This window comes from Arthrobacter sp. ISL-85 (genome assembly GCF_018613675.1).
Lineage (GTDB): Bacteria > Actinomycetota > Actinomycetes > Actinomycetales > Micrococcaceae > Arthrobacter.
In genome coordinates this window covers 37,790-57,196 of the sequence record NZ_JAGGPQ010000001.1, presented here as the reverse complement: position 1 = coordinate 57,196, position 19,407 = coordinate 37,790, and the positions used below count along the sequence as shown (strand labels likewise).

The window sequence follows — 19,407 nt, the reverse complement described above, 5'->3', positions numbered from 1 at the left end:
CCGTTTGTGCCCCAAGCGCTGGACGCCATCATCCCCCGCTGGCGGCACTATCGGACGAAGCGCGACGCCGATGCTGCCATCGATGGCGAGCATGTCTACGCGTCCCGAGGCGATGTCTTCGCCGTTATGCCTGATGGTCACCTCACCTTCGTGGGGCAGCTTCGTCCAGTTCGGGACGGGAACCTGCCCTTGTCGGGGAACGGTCCTGTGGGTGGTGTTTTGGTGTCGTCATTTGCGGTTCCTGGTCCTGCCCAGTGAGGCTTCGGTGATTAGATCGTCCAGGCCGGCTCAGGTGCCGGGTGGGACCATCGCAAGACGGTCCCACACATTTGCGCCGTCGTTACGGTGTGCTGAGTGCTGCTGATGCCTCCAGTTTTTCCTGTGCGGGTTCTGACGCAGATTGCCTGCGTTGACGGCTGGCCAGCGCGGTTGCGAGCAGGCCCAGTGCGATGTTGACCAGCATGAACCCGACGGCGGCGACGATTTGGGCCTGCAGGAGTGAGCGGCTGTAGTAGGTGCCGATGACGGTGGCGCTGCGTAGGAGCTCGATGTATCCGCCGAGCACATAGGCAAGTGCTGTGCCTTTGAAAAGAATCACCATCTGGCTGACCAGGGCCGGGCTCATGGATCGCAGTGCCTGCGGTAGGAGGACCAGTTGCATGGTCTTGGCACCTGAGAATCCCAGAGCCTCGGCCGCTTCTGTCTGTCCATACGGAATGGCGCGGATCCCTGATCGGAGGAGGTCCCCCACGACTGCGCTGCTGAACAGTGTCAGTGCGATGACCAGGAACCAGAAGTCCGAGAGCTTCAAACCGTAGGTCGGCAGGACCAGGGATGTGAAGTACAGGAGGAGGAGGAGCGGGACGCTGGCGAACACGTCGGTGAAGATCCTGCATGCGATGCGGACCGGCGCCTTCCGTGAGAGCAGCCCGACGGCGAGTAAGGCGCCGAAGATCAGTGACAGGGCCATGCCGACGGCGGCTGCCCTGAGGTTGTTCAGCAGTCCTTGGCCAAGGAGGATCCACAGGCCGGGTTGGGTGAAGGGTTTCCAGGCGGCGGGGCTGAACTCTCCGTGTGCCTCGAGGATTTCGTAGGCGCCGTAGAGGCCCAGGGCGAGCAGGGCTATGCAGAGGACTTCGATCAGGGTGTGGCGTCGCCGGGCCCGGGGCCCGGGCGCGTCGAACAGTGTTTTCGTGTTCATCGGCTGAACGCCGCCTTTCGATCCAAAGTACTCACCAGCCGGCCGACGAGGAGGCCTATCACCAGGTAGCTGATGGCGGCGCCGCCGAAGATGAGGAAGGGTTGGGCTTCATCGACAGCTGCCTTGTTGGTGGCGAATGTCAGGTCGGCGACGCCGACCAGTGCAGCGACCGAGGTGTTCTTGATCATGGTGATCAGCACGTTGCCCAGTGGCTGGATGACGGTCCCGAATGCTTGGGGCAGGATGAGGTGTTGCATGGCCGGGCGAGGGCCGAACCCGAGGGCCCGCAGGGCTTCCAATTCGCCGGTGGAAATGGTGTTCAGGCCTGAGCGGAGTGTTTCGCTGATAAACGGTGCCGTGTAGATCACCAGCACGACCGCTGCGGAGGCGAAGAGCGAGTACTGGATGCCAAGAAGCGGCAATCCAAAGACGAAGAGGACCATCTGGACTGGCAACGGTATGTTGCGGAACACGGTGACGTAGGCTGCGGCGGCAGCGTTGAGGGTGCGGATGGGGCTCACCCGCATGGCCGTCAGGATGGTTCCGAGGACCAGGGCCCCGCCCCAGCCCAGTACGGTCAGTTCGAGGGTGATCATGACTCCACTGCTGAAGTCTGCGATGTAGCCGGAGATGAACGACATGTCAGTCCTCAGAGGGTGATGTGAGGCGGGGTGACATCAGAAGGTTTAACAGCGCCGATCGTGTTGTCGTAAGCCTTCTTCCACTCGCCGCTGTCTTCAATTTTCTTGAGGAAGCCGTCCAGGTAGTCGTGCCAGGCGGTGTCGTCCTTGGCTGACCCGATCGCGTATTCCTCGCTGGCCATGTAGTCGCCGACGAGTTTGAAGTCGCCCTTGTTCTGGTCCATCAGGCCCAACAGCAGCGATTCGTTGGTCACGACCGCGTCGACACGCTTCTGCTTCAGTGCCTGGGCGCACTCGCTGTAGGTGCCGAACAGGGTGAGTTTTGCCTGCGGGGCAAGAGTGGGCAGAAGCTGGGCTGCCCGGGCTCCCGTGGTCGTGCAGACAGGCTTGCCGTTGAGGTCGTCTTTATTCGAGATCGACGAGTCGTCGTTTCGGATCATCGTCGAAACGCCGCTTTCCAGATAGGGGCCCTCGAAAGCGACCACCTTCTTCCGCTCATCGGTAACAGCGTACGAGGCGAGGATCGCGTCGACCTTGCCCTGCTGCAGGAATGCCTCACGGTTGGCGGTTACCGCCTCGACGTATTCGACGTTGTCTGCGCTGCCGGTGAGGTCTTTGGCGAGGAGCTTGGCCATCTCCACGTCCAGGCCTTCCATGTCACCGGTTACCGGGTTCTTGACGCCGAACATGGGCTGGTCGTATTTGACTCCGACAACGATTTTTCCGCGTTGCTGGATCTTTGCCATCGTGGTTCCGGCCGGGAAACTCTCGACCGGGCTGCTGGCCGCGGGAGCGGTGGAGCTCCCGCAACCGGTGGTCCCCAGGGCGAGGGTCGCCGCGATGGCAAGGGGGGCGATGATTCGGATCGTTTTCATGATTGTCCTTGTGATTGTTTGCGTTGGCGTCGGTGCCTTCGCTTGCTAGGTGTGGTTAGTGGACGGAGGAGAGGAAGCTGCGTGCGCGTTCACTGTTGGGTGCAGAGAAGAACGTTTCGGGGTCGGCCGATTCGATGATGGCGCCGTCAGCCATGAAGATGATCCGGTCAGCGCATGACTTTGCGAAGGACATCTCGTGGGTTACGACGAGCATGGTGGTGCCGCCTTCGGCCAGCTGGCGCATGGTGGCCAGCACGTCCTGGGTGGATTCGGGGTCAAGAGCCGATGTCGGCTCATCGAAGAGGATGACCTTTGGGTTCATGGCCAGGGCCCTGGCGATGGCGGCACGTTGCGACTGGCCGCCGGAGAGTTGTGCTGGGTAGGAGTTGGCTTTGGAGCCAATGCCCACCATGTCGAGCAGATCGCGGGCCCGTCCTTCGGCGTCGGCCTTGCTCTGGCCGAGGATCTTTCGTGGGGCCAGGGTGATGTTGTCCAGGATGGTGCGGTTGGAAAACAGATTGAACGACTGGAAGACCATGCCGACCTCGGTCCGGAACTTGAACAGTTCCTTCCCCTCGGCGGGCTGCGGCGCGCCATCGACGAGGATCTCCCCGCTGTCGATGGTTTCAAGGCGGTTGATGGTGCGGCACATGGTCGATTTGCCGGATCCTGATGGGCCGAGGACGACGACGACCTCTCCCCTTTTGACCCGCAGGTTGATATTCCGCAGGGCATGAAGAGCACCGAAGTGCTTCTCAACGGCGCGAAGTTCAACAACGATGTCGCCCTCGGTCGGTTGTCGCGGGGTGTTTTCGGGCATGGCGTATTTCCTGTCGTTGGTGCAATGGGTGCGGATTTCCTGGGCGGAATCCCGTGGAATAAGAGTGGTGCTGGAGCGGCTAGTGGATGCCGAGCTCGGTCAGGGTGTTCGCCACCCTGCTTTCCTGCTGTCTGAGGAAAGTTTCGAAATCTGCCCCTGTGCTGAAGGAGTCTTTCCAACCGTTGTCCAAGAGCGCCTGCCTCCAGCCAGGCGAATCGTGAAGCCGAGTCACCGCTCCGAGGAGCCTGTTCCGGTCTGCATCCGTCAGTCCCGGCGGGGCCATGAGTCCCCGCCAGTTGGTGAAGGCCAGGTCGATGCCGGATTCACGCAGAGTTGGCGCCTCGACGCCGTGCTGCCGTTCCTGCCCCGACACGGCCAGGACCCTCAACTGCCCTGAGGTGATTTGCTCCTCGTACTCGGCTATGCCGGAAGTTCCAAAAGTGATTTTGTTGCCCAGCAAAGCCGGCAGCAGTTCCCCACCACCGGAGTAGGAGCGGTAGTCCACATCCGTGATCCTGATGCCGGTAGCGCGGGCCATTTCCATCGGAAACAAGTGATCGGGTCCGCCGACAGCTGACCCGCCCCCGACCGTGATGGAACCAGGGTCCGCTTTCCACGCGGCCACGAGATCCCCCACTGTCCGGTACGGGGAGTTCGCCGGGACGAGGATGCCCTCCGGTTCCTCGAGGAGCTTGGCCACGGGAGTGGCGTCGGAGACCTTGATCCGGGAGCCGTTGGCGTAGTTGGACCCCACCACGCCCAGACCCATCATCATCACGAGGCTGCGGTTTCCGGTCTCGTTCATCAGCCGGGCGATGGCAACGCTGCCGCCCTCGCCCGGGACGTTGAAAATTTCCATGTGCCCCGCGATGCCCGCATCCTCCATGACGCGGGCTGCGATCCTTGCAGTGATGTCATAGCCGCCGCCCGGGCTGTTGGGAACCATCATCCGGGTCGGGTTCACCAGAGTCGCCTCGGGGGTGGAAGTTCCGCAGGCGCACAAGGCAAGGACGGTGGCGAGGGCGATGACGCGGACAGTGCTCCGAAGTGCCATCATGGTCCTCACCTCCTTGTCGTGTATGCCAAACCCTCTTTGTGCCGTGGCTACTATCAAAGCGTGACCCATGTCATGAGGTGCTGTCACTGTTAGCGAATCAATGAAAGTTGTGGTCTTTGTGGTCGCATTAGCACCGGGACGCCGGCTGAGCCTGTCCCGGCAGTTCCTGCTCCTCCAGCTGGGTGTGATCACTATTGTCCTGCTGGCGGTAACGATGGTGTCGGTAACACAGTCACGCGCGGATTTTGTGGAAGTGCACGGTCAGCGGATGCTGGCAATTGCAGAAAACCTCGCCTCCACACCCGTCGTCCGGGAGGATATTTCCGCGGCGCAGGCATCTGTCATCCTGGCCCCGGACGTGGACAAGGCACGCGCCCTCTCCGGGGCCTCAATCGTCGCCGTCACCGACCCCAAAGGGGTCGTTCTGGCCTCCTCCGAGCCGGAATCCGTTGGCGACGCGATGGACGTCGCGGCAGGGCAGAGCTCGCTCGGCCGCTCCTGGACCGGCAACCTCACCCTGGGCGGACGACAAACCATCGCAGCCCGCGTCCCCGTGTTGAAAGCGGACGGGACGGTCATGGGCCTGGCCCTGGTGGCCGAAGACTACCCCGCTTTCGGAAGCGCCTTGGCCGCAGCGGTACCCGATTTGATGTTTTTCCTCGGCATGGGCGCTGCACTCGGACTGGCCGGCTCCTGGCTGCTGTCCCGTCTGATCCGGCGTCGCACCAGGGGGCTGGAACCTGAGGAAATCGCCGAATTGGCCGACAACCGCGAAGCGCTGCTCTACAGCATCCGGGAAGGGGTCATCGGTGTCGGGCTTGATGGAAGGATCACCCTGCTCAACGAACCCGCCATCGAACTGTTGGGAGTGGAGGGTGATTCGGTCGGCAAACGCGCGCAGGAGTTACCGCTGGAAGAGAACGTCCGTGACCTGCTCCTCGGCACCACAGACGCCGAGGAGACAATGGCAGTGAGCGGGTCCAGGCTGCTGGTGCTCAACCGGAGGACTGTCGGCAGCCGTGGCAAGGCTATCGGAACCGTCACAACCCTCCGGGACCGGACAGAGCTGGCTGAACTTCAAAGCCAACTGGCGGCGAATCAAAGCATCACCGAAACACTTCGGGCGCAGACGCACGAGTTCTACAACCAGCTGCACACCGTGTCAGGCATGCTTCAGCTAGGCGACTTCGCCGAGGTGAAATCTTTCATCAGGGCGTTGACCCGCCGTCGCGCGGAGATCAACGGTGAGATCGCACGCCGTATCGGGGATTCGTCGGTAGCCGCGCTGCTCGTGGCTAAAATAAGCCTCGCCGAAGAATCTGGTATCGCCCTCCGGCTCGACGAGGAATCGCAGCTTGGCCCGCTGGAGCCATCCCTGGCAGCAGACGCCATCACCGTGCTCGGAAACTTCATTGACAATGCTGTCGACGCGATCGCCGGCCTGGAGGAGGCCACCGTACTCGTACACGTCAGCGACAAGAATTCGGTGCTCACCATTAGAGTCAGCGATCCGGGCCCTGGAGTACCCGAGGACCTCGAACAGCGGATCTTTACCCGCGGTTTCAGTACTAAACCCGCACCTGCAGCCGGACGCGGGGTAGGTCTCGCGCTGGTTCGCCTCGTCTGCTCAAAAAGAAAAGGATCAGTAACAGTGCGCAACGACTCCGGGGCCGTCTTTGAGGCAACCCTCCCCCACTCGGCGGTCCAACCATGATCAGTGTCCTCATCGTCGAAGATGACTTCCGTGTCGCGGGGATACACTCCCGCTTTGTGAACCAGACGGACGGCTTCCACGCGGTAGGAACCGTGCACAACGGAAAGTCTGCGCGTGAAGCGGTCCAAGAATGGCGCCCTGACCTCATTCTCCTGGATGTTCACCTGCCCGACGCCAACGGCCTGGAGCTCCTCAGGGAATGGCGCGCCCAGCGCGTCCCGGTCGGGGTCATCGTCATCACAGCGGCCACTGAAGCCCACAGCGTTCGCGATGCCCTTGAAGGGGGCGCCGTCCACTACATCATCAAACCCTTCGAATACGAAGACCTCGTAGCCCAGCTCCAACGCTTCCGGGACCAAACCGAAGCACTAAGCCACACTGCCGCTGCCGGGCAGGAAGACATCAACAAAATCTTCGGATACTCGTCCGCCCCCCTCACCGAGGCCATGGACATCCTGCCTAAAGGCCTCAGCCCCGAAACCGCTGCCCTCGTGGCCGAACTGCTCGAAACCGGCAAAGAAACGTCCGCCTCGGACTGCGCTGACGCACTCGGGATATCCCGGGTCAGCGTCAGGCGGTACCTGGAGTACTTCGCCGACACCGGACGCGCCACAGTACGCCTCGAGTACGGCCGGGCAGGACGTCCGGAACGGAAATACCGGCGTAGATAGACACATCCACAGATGTCGTCCACAGCAGGGGCGCCCGCGGGTGGATGGCCCTTAGAGATGGCGGGTATCACGTGATCTCGTTCTGTCCAGGGCCAGCTGATTCCCCGTTCGCCTCGATTAAAACGGATTCAGCAGCCGGTCCACGAATTGGCGGGTGCGTTCTTCCCGTGGATCGCGCAGCACCGTGTCCGGGTGACCGCGTTCGACGACGACTCCATCGGCCATGAAGATCACCTCGTCAGCGACCTCGCGGGCAAAGGCGAGTTCGTGGGTGACCACCACCATGGTCCAGCCCTCGTCCGCCAACTCCTTGATGACCGACAGGACGTCGCCGACCAGCTCTGGGTCCAACGCGGACGTTGGCTCGTCAAATAGGAGGAGTTGCGGTCGCAGGGCAAGGGCACGTACGATGCCGACACGCTGCTGCTGGCCGCCGGAGAGCTCGAAGGGATAGCTGGCTTCCTTGTCCGCAAGCCCGACCCTGGCTAGCAGTTCCCTGGCCTCTTCAATGGCTTCGGCCTTGGGGCGCTTCTGGACCTGGACCGGGCCCTCGATGACGTTTTCGAGGGCGGTCTTGTGCGGAAAGAGGTTGTAATGCTGGAACACCATTGCGCTGCGGTCCCTCATGGCGGAAAGCTGCTTCTTCGGTACCGGCAAGGAAAAATCCACTGTGAGGTCGCTGGCGAACTCGACGATACCGCCGTCTGGAACCTCCAGGCCGTTTAGGCATCGCAGAACCGTCGTCTTACCCGAACCGGACGGCCCGATCAAAGTGACCACCTCGCCCCGGCGTACGTCCATATCGATGGATTTGAGCACCTCATGCCGGCCAAATGCCTTGCGGAGTCCACGCACAGTCAGGAGGGCGGCAGCGTCCGGGAGATTGGACTCAGTGGGCGACATAGCGGTCCAATCTCTTCTCAAGTACGGACTGTCCGCTGGCGAGGACCAGGCAGATAGTCCAATAGACAACGGCTGCTTCCAGATACAGCAGCATGAATTCCTGGCTGAAGGCCGCCACCTGCTGTGCCTGGCGGAACAGTTCGGTGACGAGGATCAGTGAAGCCAACGATGTGTCTTTGACCAGGCTGATGAAGGTGTTGGACAAGGGCGGGACTGACACCCGCGCGGCCTGCGGCAGGATGATCCGCACCAGGGACTGGCGGCGTGACATCCCGATCGTGTGTCCGGCCTCCCACTGTCCTTTGGGAACGGACAAAATGGCCGCGCGGATTACCTCTGCTGCGTAGCCCCCCACGTTCAGTGAGAAAGCGATGATCGCACTCGGCCACGGACTGATGGTGATACCAATCGACGGCAGCCCGTAGAAGATGACAAACAGCTGGACCAAGAGAGGGGTGCCGCGGATGACTGAAATGTACATCCGCGCAATCGCGGAAAGGGCTGGATTGCGGCTTAGCCGCATAAGGGCGACCAGCAGGGCGAGTAGCAGGCCAAGGCCAAACGACGCCAGCGCCACGGGAATCGTGCCAGTAATCGCGCCAGTCAGAATGGGCCCCAAGGAACCCCAAACGAGATCCCAGTTGATCGTCATGGTCTGGCACTACGTTCTTCGACGGTTCCCATCCCGCTACTTGGTGACGTCGGCGTCGAAGTACTTCTGCGAAATCTTTGTCAGGGTGCCATCGCTCTGCAGTTCGGCCAACGCCTTATTGACAGCGTCGGTCAAGGTGGTTGAGCCCTTGCGGAAGGCGAAGGCACTCAGCGACTTGTCCGTGGTCTCGGCGGCAACCTTGATGCTGTCATCGTGCGAGGTCTTTTGCTGGTCCAGATAAGTGAGCTTGTCGTTGATGGTCGCATCGACGCGGCCCTGCTTGAGCAGCGTGATGGCCTGCGCCCAGCCTTCAACGGCCTGGACGTTGGCGCCACTCTGCTGGGCAAGCTTGTACCAGTTGCTCGTCAGCGACTGCGCCGTGGTTTTGCCCTTGAGGCTATCGAAAGAATTGATGCTGTTGTTGTCGGACTTGGTGACGATTACGCCGGTGCTCACGGTGTAAGGGGTGGAGAAATCGTACTTGGCCTTGCGTTCGTCAGTGATCGAAACCTGGTTGGCAACGACGTCGAACCTCTTGGCTTCGAGTCCGGCAAAGATGGCGTCAAACTGGGTCTCCTGGAACGACGGCTTCACGCCAAGTTTGTCTGCGACGGCCGTAATGATCTCCGCGTCGTACCCCGTCAGGTCGCCGCTGCCATTGGCGTGGAACGAGAAGGGTTTGTAAGTGCCCTCCGTGCCGACCTTGAGCACGCCTGCACTCTTCACGTCGCTCAAAGACGTGTCCGTTCCCCCTGCCGGTGCGGAGCTGGAAGGACTCGTGGATGCCGACCCGCATCCGGACAGCGCTAGTCCTGCAGCTGCGATGAGGCCGATTACGGAAAGTCGCATGTGCTTCATGAAGGTCCTTCGACGAGGGCGGCAAGGGGTTGCCAGCCACCTGGCCAGGTGATGGCGCTGTCCTTTGACGATAGCAAGGCCGGCAACCGGATACAGCCCGTACATGACGCAGTGTGACGCCTTGGCCTGAGACAACCTTGACGACCGCCCCGTTTCAATGATTCCGAATGCTAACGGGCCGCCAATCGGTGTCTCTAATGGGCCGGCGGACCATTCAGGGAACCGCGTTAGGTTCCCGAAACCATCTGAACTGTCTGGACCCTTGACGATTGAGGCAGCTATCGTGCGGAGTCGGCAGCCCCGGCACTATGAGCCCGCGAGCCGAGGGTTTCGACCAGATGTGAGCGCTGATCACGCCGACGCTCCCTGTTCCGCAATCCGGTCCTTATCACCCAGCCATTTTCAGGCGTAGGGCATTTGCGCACTTGCCACCCCGGGCCAGGTTTGTGGCCTTCTCTCCGAAACAACTGGGCAACACGGCTTGAAACGCGTCAGGGTGAGGCCCGAAGTCTGCTTTCCTGACACAGTCGTGCGTCGGTAACTCAACCTGACGCCGAGCCTGTCAGCCAGCCCCACTTCTTGGGTCAAAACCCTGACCCAAGATTCCACCCAAAAGGTTCACCTGACAGGACGTCGTCCATTATAGTGAACACATGACTTCCACTAAGACCGTGGCCATCGCCGTCCCGCTCGAAGCAGAGCTTGTGGACCAGATCCGCGCCGTTGATCCGTCCATTACCGTCCTCTACGAGCCAGACCTCCTGCCGCCGGAACGCTTCCCGGCCGACCACGCCGGAGATCCCGCCTTTAAACGGACGGATGAGCAGGAAGAACGCTATTGGGCCATGCTCAACAGTGCAGAAGTGCTGTACGGCTTCCCCAATGAAAATCCTAAAGGCCTGGCCCGCATCGCCCGGGAGAACCCAAGGCTGCAGTGGGTGCACGCCATGGCGGCCGGAGCCGGTGGAGCCGTCAAGGCGTCAGGGCTTGACCAGGACATCCTGCAGAAATTCAAGATCACCACCTCAGCCGGAGTGCACGCCCTCCCCCTCGCGGAGTTCGCAGCGATGGGAATCCTGAACGGCTTCAAGCGGAGCGCCGAACTCGCGCAGGACCAGGCAGCCAAGGTCTGGCCCGACCTGCGCGTGCCCACCCGGCTGGTCAACGGATCGAACCTGGTAGTCACCGGCCTCGGCGAGATCGGGCTGGAAACGGCCCGGATCGCCCGGGCGCTGGGCATGAAGGTCAGCGGTACCAAGCGGACCGTGGAGCCCATCGACGGGATCGACCAGGTTGTGGACAACGCAGGCCTTCCAGCCCTCCTGGCCACGGCAGACGCCGTCGTCAATACCCTGCCCGGCACCGCCTACACGGAAAAGCTGTTCAACCGCGAACTGTTCGCCGCCATGAAGCCCGGAACTACCTTCGTCAACGTGGGCCGTGGAACGGTGGTGGACGAGGATGCGCTGCTGGAGGCACTGGACAACGGCCAGGTGGGCTACGCCTGCCTGGACGTCTTCGCCGTGGAGCCGCTGCCCCAGGACAGTCCGCTGTGGAACCATCCCAAGGTCATGGTCTCGCCGCACACGTCGGCCCTCAGCGCCGCCGAAAACCGCCTCATCACCGAACGGTTCTGCAGCAATCTCCGCACGTTCCTCGACGGCGGGGACCTCCCCCACCTCGTGGACACGGTTCACTTCTACTAAGACGCGGCGGAGAACCGATGCGCATCGCCAGGATCCGGACAACAGCAGGTCCCCAGCACGCAGTTGAAAACGACGGCGCTTGGGAGCACATCATCGACCCGTTTGAGGAAACTCTCCGCTACACCGGCGGCACCACCGCACACAGCGAGGCCACGTTCCTCGCCCCGGTGACGCCCGCCGTCGTCCTCGGAATCGGCCACAACCGGACCTTGAATGACCACCCCCTGCCCATCCAGGCGTGGCACAAGTCCGTCCACACCATTGCCGGGCCGGGCGACGCCATCGCCGCCGTCAGGGACCAAGGCACCGTCCACGCCGAGGGTGAACTCGCCGTGGTGATCGGCAAGACAGCCACAAACCTGACCACGGAGAACGCCCTGGAGCACGTCTTCGGCTACACCTGCGTCAATGACGTCACCAACGTGGACCAGAACGCGGTGGACGAGCGGAATTTCCAGGGCAAGTCCGGCGTCAACTACACACCCCTGGGCCCCTGGATCGAAACCGAACTCCCGGATCCCGAGCAGGTGCGCATCGACGTCCGCGTCAACGGCACCGTCAAGGCCAACTCCGGCACGTTCAACCTCCCTTCCACGGTGGTTGACTGCCTGGTCTACGTCACGGCATGGCTGACCCTTGAGCCGGGCGACGTTGTGATGACCGGAGCGCCGGCCACCGCAGTGCCCGTGGTGCCCGGCGACCGGGTGGAGATCGCGGTGGAGGGCGTTGGCACCCTGAGCAGCACGGTGGCCTGACGGCAGCGGTGGGGGTCGGCGGGGTCTTTATGATGGATAGCGTTCAGTTGAGTGAACGCTCAGCGAAGTCTGCCCTGGCGACCTAAGGAGAATCATGGCCGATTCCCACCCCCCCGCTTCAGCCGAAAAACCGGGAGCCACCTCGCCGGCGCCTGCAGTGACAAGGGCAGCAGCCGTCCTGGACGCCCTCGCGGCCTCGGCTACTGGCCGGCTTACACTGAGTGACCTTTCGCGCGAAGTGGGAATTCCCAAGTCCTCCACCTCGAACCTCCTGCTGGCACTGGAGGAGGCACGCCTGATCAGCAGGCAGGGCGGTGAGTTCACCCTGGGCCGCAAGCTGGTGGAACTGGGCGCCGCCTACCTTGGCCGCATGGACGAGGTGCAGGAGTTCTACCGCTACTGCGAACAGGCTTCCGTCCTTTCCCGCGAAACCGTACGGATCGCCATGCTGGACGGCACCAACGTCATTTACCTCGCACGGTACGAGGGACATCCCGCGGTGCGGCTCACGTCCAACATCGGCGACAAGATGCCGGTATCCCTGTGCGCGGTGGGCAAGGCGTTGATTGCCCGGCTCAACTGGCACGACATCGAGGAAATGTTCCCGGACGGCGCCGAATTGCCGGTCCTCACGCCCAAGTCGCTGCGCACAGGCGCCGAACTCAAGGCCCAGCTGAGCCAGATCCGCGAGCAGGGCTTCGCCTTTGAGGATGAGGAATCCACCACGGGGGTGGTGTGCCTGGCCGTCTCCGTCCCAACCCGGGGAGCCCACGGCCCCAGCCTGGGCCTGTCCGTGACGGCCCTCAAGGCCACCTACACGCCGGAGCAGGGGTCCCAGATGGTCAAGGAACTGCAGGAACTGGCCCATTCCCTGGGCAACCCCATGGGCTAAGCGCGAAGAACCCTCAAGTAAGAAACCGAAAACTGTTGCCAGCCGTTCAGCTTGCTGTATTGTGTTCAGCATAGTGATCGACACAACAGGTGTTGCCGCTATCCCACCAGGCCAACGGGGGCCTGGAGTGCCTTAGAGGGAGTTCTCGTGACAACTCGTACTAAAACACCGCAGGCCAGCACGGACGGCGCCGTCGTCGATCCGGACCAGCTGCGAAGGGCAACACTTGCCAGCTCCGTGGGTTCCGCCCTGGAGTACTACGACTTCTACATCTACGGGCTCGCTTCGGCCCTGATCTTCGGCCCGCTGTTCTTCGCCCCACTGGGTGAGAGCGGCGCGGTCATCGCCTCCTTCGCCACCTACGGCGTCGGGTTCGCCGCCCGCCCCTTCGGCGGTGTGGTGTTCGGCCATATCGGGGACCGCTTCGGCCGCAAGATGGTGCTGATCCTGACCATCGGCCTGATGGGCCTGTCCAGCTGCGCCATCGGCCTCCTGCCCACGTTTGACCAGGCGGGAATGCTGGGGGCGGTGCTCCTGGTGACGCTGCGCATCCTCCAGGGCCTGGGCGCCGGCGCCGAGCAGGCAGGCGCCACCACCCTCATCTCGGAGGTGGCCCCGCGCCGTCGTCGTGGTTTCTTCGCCGCCCTGCCCTTCGTGGGCATCCAGCTTGGCACCCTCCTGGGTGCAGGGACGTTTGCCCTTATGGCCCTTGCGGACAAGCAAGTCCTGCAGGGCTGGCTCTGGCGCGTTCCGTTCCTGGCCAGCATCATCCTGATCGCGATTGCCATCTTTATCCGGCTCCGGCTCAAGGAGACCCCGGTCTTCCAGGAACTTGAAAAGCACAAAGCCGTGGTCAAGAATCCGGTGGGCCAGATCTGGAAGCACTCCAAGAAGAATGTGCTGATAGGTATCGGACTCCGGATGGGGGAAAACGGCAACTCGTCCATCTACTCGGCACTCCTGGTGTCCTTCATCAGCATGCCGGCCGGCGTCTTCCCCGGCGACAAGTTCATCGGCCCCACCGGCCTGCTGATCGCCGCGGGCTTCGCGGCGGTGCTGGTGGTTGCCTTCGGTGCCTTGTCCGACCGCTTTGGCCGGGTTCCCGTGTACCGCTACGGCGCGCTCTTCCAGGCCGTCATCGCGTTGCCGGCCTTCTACCTGGTGACGCTCGGCAATGTGGCCCTGGTCTGGGTGGTCATGGTGGTGGGCATCGCCCTCGGTGTACAGGCCATGCTTGGTCCGCAGTGCGCGCTGCTGCCGGAACTCTTCGGCTCGCAGCACCGCTTCACCGGTGTGGCCCTCAGCCGCGAACTGTCAGCGGTACTTGCCGGCGGCTTCGCCCCGATGATCGGCGTCGCACTGCTGGCGGCGACCAACCACTCCTGGTTGGTGCCCGCGCTCTATTCGCTGGTCCTGGCGGCAATCTCGTTCGTCACCACGTTCTTCACCCCGGAAACCAACGGCCGCGACCTGGTGCTGGTGGAGGACGCCGCGTGACGAACGCCTCCGTCGGGTTCGTCGGGCTGGGGCTGATGGGAGCTCCGATGGCCGCCAACCTGCTCAAGGCAGGGTGGCAGGTCACGGGCTGGAACCGCTCCCCCGCTGCCGTCCGGGACCTTGACGCGCTGGGCGGGACCGGCGTCACCAACGTCGCAGACCTGAGCGACAAACCCGTCATCATCTTCATGCTCCCCGATCTGCCCTTCATCGAGAATGCTGCGGCGGGGCTCTTTGAGGCGTGGCGGGCCGCGCCACCGGCACCGGGAACGCTCCTTGTGGTGATGAGCAGCGTGTCCCCGGTCGGGATACGGGCATTCGGGCTCGCCGTGGCCGACGCGAGCGGCGGCAACGCCTCGGTGCTCGACGCTCCGGTCAGCGGCGGCACCGAAGGCGCGAAGAACGGAACCCTGGCCATCATGGCCGGCGGGTCAGAGGACGACTTCCAGCGGGCCCTGCCGGTGCTGGAAGCCATGGGCGCCGCCGTGCGGCGGCTGGGTGAACTGGGCGCCGGCTCGCTCGCCAAGGCCTGCAACCAGCTGATCGTGGGAACCACGACGGCGGCACTCGCCGAGGCGGCCGAGCTTGCGGAACGTTCGGGCATGGACGTCAGCGCCCTCTTTGAGGTCCTGTCCGGTGGCCTCGCTGCCAGCAGGGTTCTGGAACTGGTGGGACCCCGCCTGGCGGCAAAGGACTACACGCCCACCGGGCCGGCGAAGTTCATGCACAAGGACCTGTCCTTCGTGCTGGAGAGCGCCGGCAATGCAGGCACCGCCACGCCCATGGCTTCCGCCGGCGCCGAGCTGTACGCGGAGCTGGTGGCGCAAGGCCTGGGCGACCTTGACCTGGCCGTGGTGCGGCAGGCGATAGCCAACTTGGCCGCCACTAACGCCGTCGGGGAGCCCTCGCCATGAGTGCGCTGTTCGACCTGAGCGGACGCACACTGGTCACGGGTTCAAGCCGGGGCATCGGCAACGCGCTGGCCCGTCGTCCCCTTAAAGGGCCAGCCGCGGCCCATCCGCCAGCGCCGGCGTGGACCCAACAACGGGGAGGGCCTCCGTGAAGGCCTCGACGACGGCCAGTTGGCCGGTGGAGTCCGGCACACCGGGGTACTGGACATGGGCGGCCTCAACCGGAGCGGCGGGTGCCTCCTCCGAACGCATGCGGACCAGCGCAACAGCAGAGATCACGAACCAGGCCACGTTGGTGACAACTGACGGCCATGCACTATGCAGGGTTCCGTTGATGATGAAGGCAACAGAGCCGAACAGGTTCGCCGTCTGGAAGCCCTTCCCGGCCTTCAGCCAGCCCATGGAAACGGCCAGGTATGCACTAAGGATGGCAACAGCGCCTGCCCAGCCGGCAATTTCCCACAGCAGTCCCATGGCGTCCTTCCGAGGTGGTGCCTGCGCAGTATCCGGGCAGGGCTAAAAGGTGATTCAAGGTTTGGTTTCGCCGGATGCCGTTCTGTTCGAACCTGCATCATCCAGCTCTGCGTTGACTCGAGCCCTGTTCGGGCGAGGACCTCATACGCTGGGCAGCGGCATAATCATACCCCGCTCCGGGAGGTCGATTTGCCACCGGAGACCCCGCCACCGGGAGTCTGGACAAGACCCCCGAGGCGTAGCACGATCAAAGCTGTGATCAGCAGTCCCGCCTCCGACCCCTACCTCCGCGAACTCACCCAACTGAGGCGCGCCAAGGACCGGATGGACCGCGAATATGCGCAACCGCTCGACGTCGAATCCCTTGCCCGGGATATCCACATGTCCGCCGGCCATTTCAGCCGCCGCTTCAAGCTCGCCTACGGCGAATCCCCGTACAGCTACCTCATGACCCGCCGGATTGAACGGGCCATGGCGCTGCTCCGCAAAGGCGACCTCAGCGTGACCGAGGTGTGCTTCGCCGTCGGCTGCTCCTCGCTGGGGACCTTCAGTACCCGCTTCAGTGAACTGGTGGGCATGCCTCCCAGCGCCTATAAGAACGAGGCGCAAAGCTCGACGGCGGGGATCCCCGCCTGCGTGGCCAAACAGGTCACCAGACCGGTCAGGAATCGAGAAGCGCCGGGTGCGGAGGCGTTACTAGCATGACAGGCATGAACATCAACATTTCCTCAACCTTCCTTCCCGCCACTGATCCGGACGCCTCCCTGGCGTTCTACCGCGACGCGCTCGGCTTCGAAATCCGCAACGACGTGGGCCGCGGCACCATGCGCTGGATCACCGTGGGCCCCGCCGGCCAGAAGGACGTTTCCATCGTCCTGCACCCGCCGGCCGTGGACCCGGGCATCACCGAGAGTGAGCGCCGCACCATCACTGAAATGATGGCCAAGGGCACCTACGCCACCATCGTCCTCTCCTCCCCCGACGTTGACGCCGCGTTCGCCAAGGTCGAGGCGAGCGGGGCCGACGTAGTCCAGGAACCCATCGACCAGCCGTACGGTATCCGCGACTGTGCCTTCCGGGATCCTGCCGGCAACACCGTCCGCATCAACCAGCAGCCCTAGTCATATAACAGCACGCGTATATAACGGACGACGCCGGAGGGAGGCTGCAGCGCAGCCTTCCCTTCGGTGCCGCTCCACGAACAAGGGGGACACCTTGAGCACGGACACCAGCACAGGCGCCGGAACAGGCACAACACAGGCGGGGGAGCATGTTGCCGACAGCCACGACCTGATCCGGGTCCAGGGCGCCCGCGAAAACAACCTCAAGGACGTCAGCCTGGAGCTGCCCAAACGGCGGCTGACCGCGTTCACGGGGGTGTCCGGCTCCGGCAAGAGCTCCCTGGTGTTCGCGACCATCGCGGCCGAATCGCAGCGGATGATCAACGAGACATACAGCGCGTTCGTCCAGGGGTTCATGCCCAGCCTGGCCCGCCCCGACGTGGACCGGCTGGAAGGGCTGACAACAGCCATCATCGTGGACCAGGAGCGGATGGGCGCCAACCCGCGCTCCACCGTAGGCACGGCCACCGATGCCAACGCCATGCTGCGGATCCTCTTCAGCCGCCTGGGTAAGCCCTACGTCGGCCCGCCCACTGCATTCTCCTTCAACGTGCCCACCCGCAAGGCCAGCGGCATCATGAGCACGGAGAAGGGCGGCCGGGTGGAAAAGAACGTGGTCCGCCAAGTGACCTACCTGGGCGGCATGTGCCCGCGCTGCGAAGGCATGGGCAACATCAGCGACATCGACCGGACGGCGCTGTACGACGACTCGAAGTCCCTCTCCGAGGGCGCGCTCACCGTACCCGGCTATTCCATGGACGGCTGGTACGGCCGGCTGTTCGAGGGCATGGGCCTGCCCATGGACAAACCGATCGCCAAGTTCACCGCGAAGCAGCTGGACACCATGCTGTACGCCGAGCCCACCAAGATCAAGGTGGAGGGCGTCAACCTCACGTTCGAAGGCGTCATCCCCAAGATCCAGAAGTCCATGCTCTCCAAGGACGTCGAGGCCATGCAGCCGCACGTGAAGAGGTTCGTGGAGCGCGCCGTCACGTTCGCCACCTGCCCGGAGTGCGGTGGAACGCGCCTGACCCCGGACGTCCTCAACTCGCGCGTCAACGGGAAAAACATCGCTGACCTGTGCACCATGCAGATCAGCGACCTGGCGCAGTGGGTCCGGGGACTGGATGAGCCCTCGGTCCGGCCGCTGCTGGCCGGGCTGCGGGACCTGCTGGATTCGTTCGCTGAAATCGGCCTGGGCTACCTGTCGCTGGACCGCCCCGCCGGCACCCTCTCTGGCGGAGAAGCGCAGCGGACCAAGATGATCCGCCACCTGGGCTCCTCCCTCACGGATGTCACCTATGTTTTCGACGAGCCCAGCATCGGCCTTCACCCGCACGACATCGAGCGGATGAACACCCTCCTGCTTCAGCTGCGTGACAAAGGCAACACCGTCCTGGTGGTGGAGCACAAACCGGAGATGATCGCCATTGCCGATCACGTCGTCGACCTCGGCCCGAAGGCCGGCACCGGCGGCGGCGAGATCGTCTACGAGGGCGACGTGGACGGGCTGCGGTCCAGCGGCACCATCACCGGCCGCCACCTGGATGACCGCGCCCGGCTCAAGGATTCCGTCAGGCAACCCACCGGCGCGCTCGAGGTCCGCGGCGCCTCAACGAACAACCTGCGCGATGTGGACGTCGATGTGCCGCTCGGCGTGCTCTGCGTGGTGACGGGCGTGGCCGGGTCCGGAAAGAGCTCGCTGATCCACGGCTCGCTGGCAAAGCGGGAAGGCGTGATCGTCATCGACCAGGGCGCCATCAAGGGCTCCCGGCGGAGCAATCCGGCCACCTACACCGGGCTGCTGGAGCCCATCCGCAAAGCCTTCGCCAAGGCCAACGGCGTAAAACCGGCACTCTTCAGCTCCAACTCCGAGGGCGCCTGCCCCACCTGCAACGGCGCCGGCGTGATCTTTACCGAGCTGGGCGTCATGGCCACCGTGGAGTCCACCTGCGAGGACTGCGAGGGGCGCCGCTTCCAGCCCGCCGTCCTCGAGTACACCCTGGGCGGCCAGAACATTGCGGACGTCCTGGACATGTCCGTGGACGCGGCGCTGGCGTATTTTGCCGAAGGCGAGGCCAGGACGCCCGCGGCGCACAAAGTCCTCGAACGCCTGGCCGACGTCGGCCTGGGCTACATCTCCCTGGGCCAGCCACTGACCACCCTGTCCGGCGGTGAACGCCAGCGGCTCAAGCTGGCCACCCAGATGGCGGAGTCCGGGGACACCTACATCCTGGATGAGCCCACGGTAGGCCTGCACCTGGCGGACGTGGAACAGCTGCTTGGCCTGCTGGACCGGCTGGTGGATGCGGGCAAGTCCGTCATCGTCATCGAACACCACCAGGCCGTGATGGCGCACGGCGACTGGATCATCGACATCGGGCCGGGAGCAGGGCACGACGGCGGCAGGATTGTTTTCGAGGGCACGCCTGCTGACCTGGTGGCTGGCCGGGCGACGCTCACCGGCCGGCATCTGGCCGCCTATATCGGGGCCTGAACCTGGTGTCCAGCCTGCCCTAAAGCCCTTCAAGGAAGGGCGCGGTGGCGGCGGCGATCTGTTGCTGCGCGGCCTGCCGGCTGATGCCTCGTTCGCCGTCGCCGGGTTGACCTCCATGGTGATGCGGTGGTGGTTTCGGTGACGGTGGGGTCCGACGCCGGC

General features: G+C 63.7%; 19 protein-coding genes and 1 pseudogene. 11 read left to right on the top strand and 9 right to left on the bottom strand.

Annotation, left to right across the window (positions count from 1 at the left end):
- Positions 1–340 precede the first annotated feature (340 nt).
- The 5 genes from J7I84_RS00285 to J7I84_RS00265 form a co-directional block, all read right to left on the bottom strand.
- Positions 341–1,201 carry an amino acid ABC transporter permease gene (locus J7I84_RS00285; protein ID WP_214939013.1) on the bottom strand — a complete coding sequence of 287 codons (861 nt, stop codon included), beginning with the start codon at positions 1,199–1,201 and terminating at the stop codon, positions 341–343.
- Positions 1,198–1,842, bottom strand: a complete 645-nt coding sequence (locus J7I84_RS00280; RefSeq protein WP_214939010.1) for an amino acid ABC transporter permease — start codon at positions 1,840–1,842, stop codon at positions 1,198–1,200. Before J7I84_RS00280 ends, J7I84_RS00285 begins: the two co-directional genes overlap by 4 nt.
- Positions 1,843–1,850: 8 nt before the next feature.
- On the bottom strand, positions 1,851–2,717 hold the full coding sequence (locus J7I84_RS00275) for a glutamate ABC transporter substrate-binding protein (protein ID WP_214939008.1): 867 nt from the start codon (positions 2,715–2,717) through the stop codon (positions 1,851–1,853).
- A 55-nt stretch (positions 2,718–2,772) separates the two neighbouring features.
- Positions 2,773–3,537, bottom strand: a complete 765-nt coding sequence (locus tag J7I84_RS00270) for an amino acid ABC transporter ATP-binding protein (protein ID WP_214939006.1) — start codon at positions 3,535–3,537, stop codon at positions 2,773–2,775.
- 79 nt (positions 3,538–3,616) lie between these two features.
- Entirely contained in the window at positions 3,617–4,591 is a 975-nt protein-coding gene (locus tag J7I84_RS00265; RefSeq protein WP_396020019.1) for a Bug family tripartite tricarboxylate transporter substrate binding protein, read from the bottom strand.
- Between the two features lie 103 nt (positions 4,592–4,694).
- Here J7I84_RS00265 and J7I84_RS00260 point away from each other — a divergent pair, with 103 nt between their 5' ends.
- Together J7I84_RS00260 and J7I84_RS00255 are read left to right on the top strand one after the other, a co-directional pair.
- The gene (locus tag J7I84_RS00260) at positions 4,695–6,308 is read left to right on the top strand and encodes an ATP-binding protein (RefSeq protein ID WP_214939002.1); all 1,614 of its coding nucleotides are present in this window, start codon (positions 4,695–4,697) and stop codon (positions 6,306–6,308) included.
- Positions 6,305–6,979 (top strand): response regulator, encoded by a 675-nt coding sequence (locus J7I84_RS00255; RefSeq protein ID WP_214939000.1) that lies wholly within the window; start codon positions 6,305–6,307, stop codon positions 6,977–6,979. Before J7I84_RS00260 ends, J7I84_RS00255 begins: the two co-directional genes overlap by 4 nt.
- A gap of 117 nt (positions 6,980–7,096) precedes the next feature.
- On the opposite strand, the gene J7I84_RS00250 is transcribed toward J7I84_RS00255, so the two are convergent.
- The 3 genes from J7I84_RS00250 to J7I84_RS00240 are packed head-to-tail and all read right to left on the bottom strand — an operon-like array spanning position 7,097 to position 9,392.
- On the bottom strand, positions 7,097–7,882 hold the full coding sequence (locus J7I84_RS00250; protein WP_214938997.1) for an amino acid ABC transporter ATP-binding protein: 786 nt from the start codon (positions 7,880–7,882) through the stop codon (positions 7,097–7,099).
- Positions 7,869–8,528, bottom strand: a complete 660-nt coding sequence (locus J7I84_RS00245) for an amino acid ABC transporter permease (protein ID WP_311381031.1) — start codon at positions 8,526–8,528, stop codon at positions 7,869–7,871. The genes J7I84_RS00250 and J7I84_RS00245 overlap by 14 nt, the downstream gene beginning before the upstream one ends.
- A gap of 42 nt (positions 8,529–8,570) precedes the next feature.
- Positions 8,571–9,392 (bottom strand): amino acid ABC transporter substrate-binding protein, encoded by an 822-nt coding sequence (locus J7I84_RS00240; protein ID WP_214938992.1) that lies wholly within the window; start codon positions 9,390–9,392, stop codon positions 8,571–8,573.
- A 653-nt stretch (positions 9,393–10,045) separates the two neighbouring features.
- Between J7I84_RS00240 and J7I84_RS00235 the strand changes: the two genes are divergently transcribed.
- The 6 genes and pseudogenes from J7I84_RS00235 to J7I84_RS21360 form a co-directional block, all read left to right on the top strand.
- Positions 10,046–11,098 carry a D-2-hydroxyacid dehydrogenase gene (locus J7I84_RS00235; protein ID WP_214938990.1) on the top strand — a complete coding sequence of 351 codons (1,053 nt, stop codon included), beginning with the start codon at positions 10,046–10,048 and terminating at the stop codon, positions 11,096–11,098.
- A gap of 17 nt (positions 11,099–11,115) precedes the next feature.
- A complete protein-coding gene (locus J7I84_RS00230; RefSeq protein WP_214938988.1) occupies positions 11,116–11,853 on the top strand; it encodes a fumarylacetoacetate hydrolase family protein in 738 nt (245 codons plus the stop codon).
- A gap of 94 nt (positions 11,854–11,947) precedes the next feature.
- Entirely contained in the window at positions 11,948–12,745 is a 798-nt protein-coding gene (locus J7I84_RS00225; RefSeq protein ID WP_214938986.1) for an IclR family transcriptional regulator, read from the top strand.
- 147 nt (positions 12,746–12,892) lie between these two features.
- Positions 12,893–14,242 carry an MFS transporter gene (locus J7I84_RS00220; protein ID WP_214938985.1) on the top strand — a complete coding sequence of 450 codons (1,350 nt, stop codon included), beginning with the start codon at positions 12,893–12,895 and terminating at the stop codon, positions 14,240–14,242.
- Entirely contained in the window at positions 14,239–15,156 is a 918-nt protein-coding gene (locus J7I84_RS00215) for an NAD(P)-dependent oxidoreductase (protein WP_214938983.1), read from the top strand. The genes J7I84_RS00220 and J7I84_RS00215 overlap by 4 nt, the downstream gene beginning before the upstream one ends.
- Positions 15,153–15,230: pseudogene (locus J7I84_RS21360) on the top strand (gluconate 5-dehydrogenase); the annotation flags it as partial. The gene J7I84_RS00215 and the pseudogene J7I84_RS21360, both read left to right, overlap by 4 nt.
- 7 nt (positions 15,231–15,237) lie before the next feature.
- Here J7I84_RS21360 and J7I84_RS00210 read toward each other — a convergent pair.
- The gene (locus J7I84_RS00210) at positions 15,238–15,627 is read right to left on the bottom strand and encodes a YgjV family protein (RefSeq protein ID WP_214938981.1); all 390 of its coding nucleotides are present in this window, start codon (positions 15,625–15,627) and stop codon (positions 15,238–15,240) included.
- Between the two features lie 255 nt (positions 15,628–15,882).
- On the opposite strand from J7I84_RS00210, the gene J7I84_RS00205 reads away from it, so the two are divergent.
- From J7I84_RS00205 to J7I84_RS00195, 3 genes are all read left to right on the top strand, one after another.
- Positions 15,883–16,332, top strand: coding sequence for a helix-turn-helix transcriptional regulator (locus J7I84_RS00205; RefSeq protein ID WP_214938978.1), 450 nt, complete (start codon positions 15,883–15,885; stop codon positions 16,330–16,332).
- Positions 16,329–16,748 carry a VOC family protein gene (locus J7I84_RS00200; protein WP_214938975.1) on the top strand — a complete coding sequence of 140 codons (420 nt, stop codon included), beginning with the start codon at positions 16,329–16,331 and terminating at the stop codon, positions 16,746–16,748. The genes J7I84_RS00205 and J7I84_RS00200 overlap by 4 nt, the downstream gene beginning before the upstream one ends.
- 94 nt (positions 16,749–16,842) lie before the next feature.
- Positions 16,843–19,245 (top strand): excinuclease ABC subunit UvrA, encoded by a 2,403-nt coding sequence (locus J7I84_RS00195; protein WP_214938972.1) that lies wholly within the window; start codon positions 16,843–16,845, stop codon positions 19,243–19,245.
- Positions 19,246–19,407 lie beyond the last annotated feature (162 nt).

Excerpts from the sequence above, each read along its gene's own strand:
- J7I84_RS00270 (WP_214939006.1), bottom strand. The coding sequence starts at position 3,537 with ATGCCCGAAAACACCCCGCGACAACCGACCGAGGGCGACATCGTTGTT.
- J7I84_RS00265 (WP_396020019.1), bottom strand. The coding sequence starts at position 4,591 with ATGGCACTTCGGAGCACTGTCCGCGTCATCGCCCTCGCCACCGTCCTT.
- J7I84_RS00275 (WP_214939008.1), bottom strand. The coding sequence starts at position 2,717 with ATGAAAACGATCCGAATCATCGCCCCCCTTGCCATCGCGGCGACCCTC.
- J7I84_RS00260 (WP_214939002.1), top strand. The coding sequence starts at position 4,695 with ATGAAAGTTGTGGTCTTTGTGGTCGCATTAGCACCGGGACGCCGGCTG.
- J7I84_RS00200 (WP_214938975.1), top strand. The coding sequence starts at position 16,329 with ATGACAGGCATGAACATCAACATTTCCTCAACCTTCCTTCCCGCCACT.
- J7I84_RS00240 (WP_214938992.1), bottom strand. The coding sequence starts at position 9,392 with ATGAAGCACATGCGACTTTCCGTAATCGGCCTCATCGCAGCTGCAGGA.
- J7I84_RS00285 (WP_214939013.1), bottom strand. The coding sequence starts at position 1,201 with ATGAACACGAAAACACTGTTCGACGCGCCCGGGCCCCGGGCCCGGCGA.
- J7I84_RS00250 (WP_214938997.1), bottom strand. The coding sequence starts at position 7,882 with ATGTCGCCCACTGAGTCCAATCTCCCGGACGCTGCCGCCCTCCTGACT.
- J7I84_RS00235 (WP_214938990.1), top strand. The coding sequence starts at position 10,046 with ATGACTTCCACTAAGACCGTGGCCATCGCCGTCCCGCTCGAAGCAGAG.
- J7I84_RS00280 (WP_214939010.1), bottom strand. The coding sequence starts at position 1,842 with ATGTCGTTCATCTCCGGCTACATCGCAGACTTCAGCAGTGGAGTCATG.
- J7I84_RS00210 (WP_214938981.1), bottom strand. The coding sequence starts at position 15,627 with ATGGGACTGCTGTGGGAAATTGCCGGCTGGGCAGGCGCTGTTGCCATC.
- J7I84_RS00230 (WP_214938988.1), top strand. The coding sequence starts at position 11,116 with ATGCGCATCGCCAGGATCCGGACAACAGCAGGTCCCCAGCACGCAGTT.
- J7I84_RS00255 (WP_214939000.1), top strand. The coding sequence starts at position 6,305 with ATGATCAGTGTCCTCATCGTCGAAGATGACTTCCGTGTCGCGGGGATA.
- J7I84_RS00225 (WP_214938986.1), top strand. The coding sequence starts at position 11,948 with ATGGCCGATTCCCACCCCCCCGCTTCAGCCGAAAAACCGGGAGCCACC.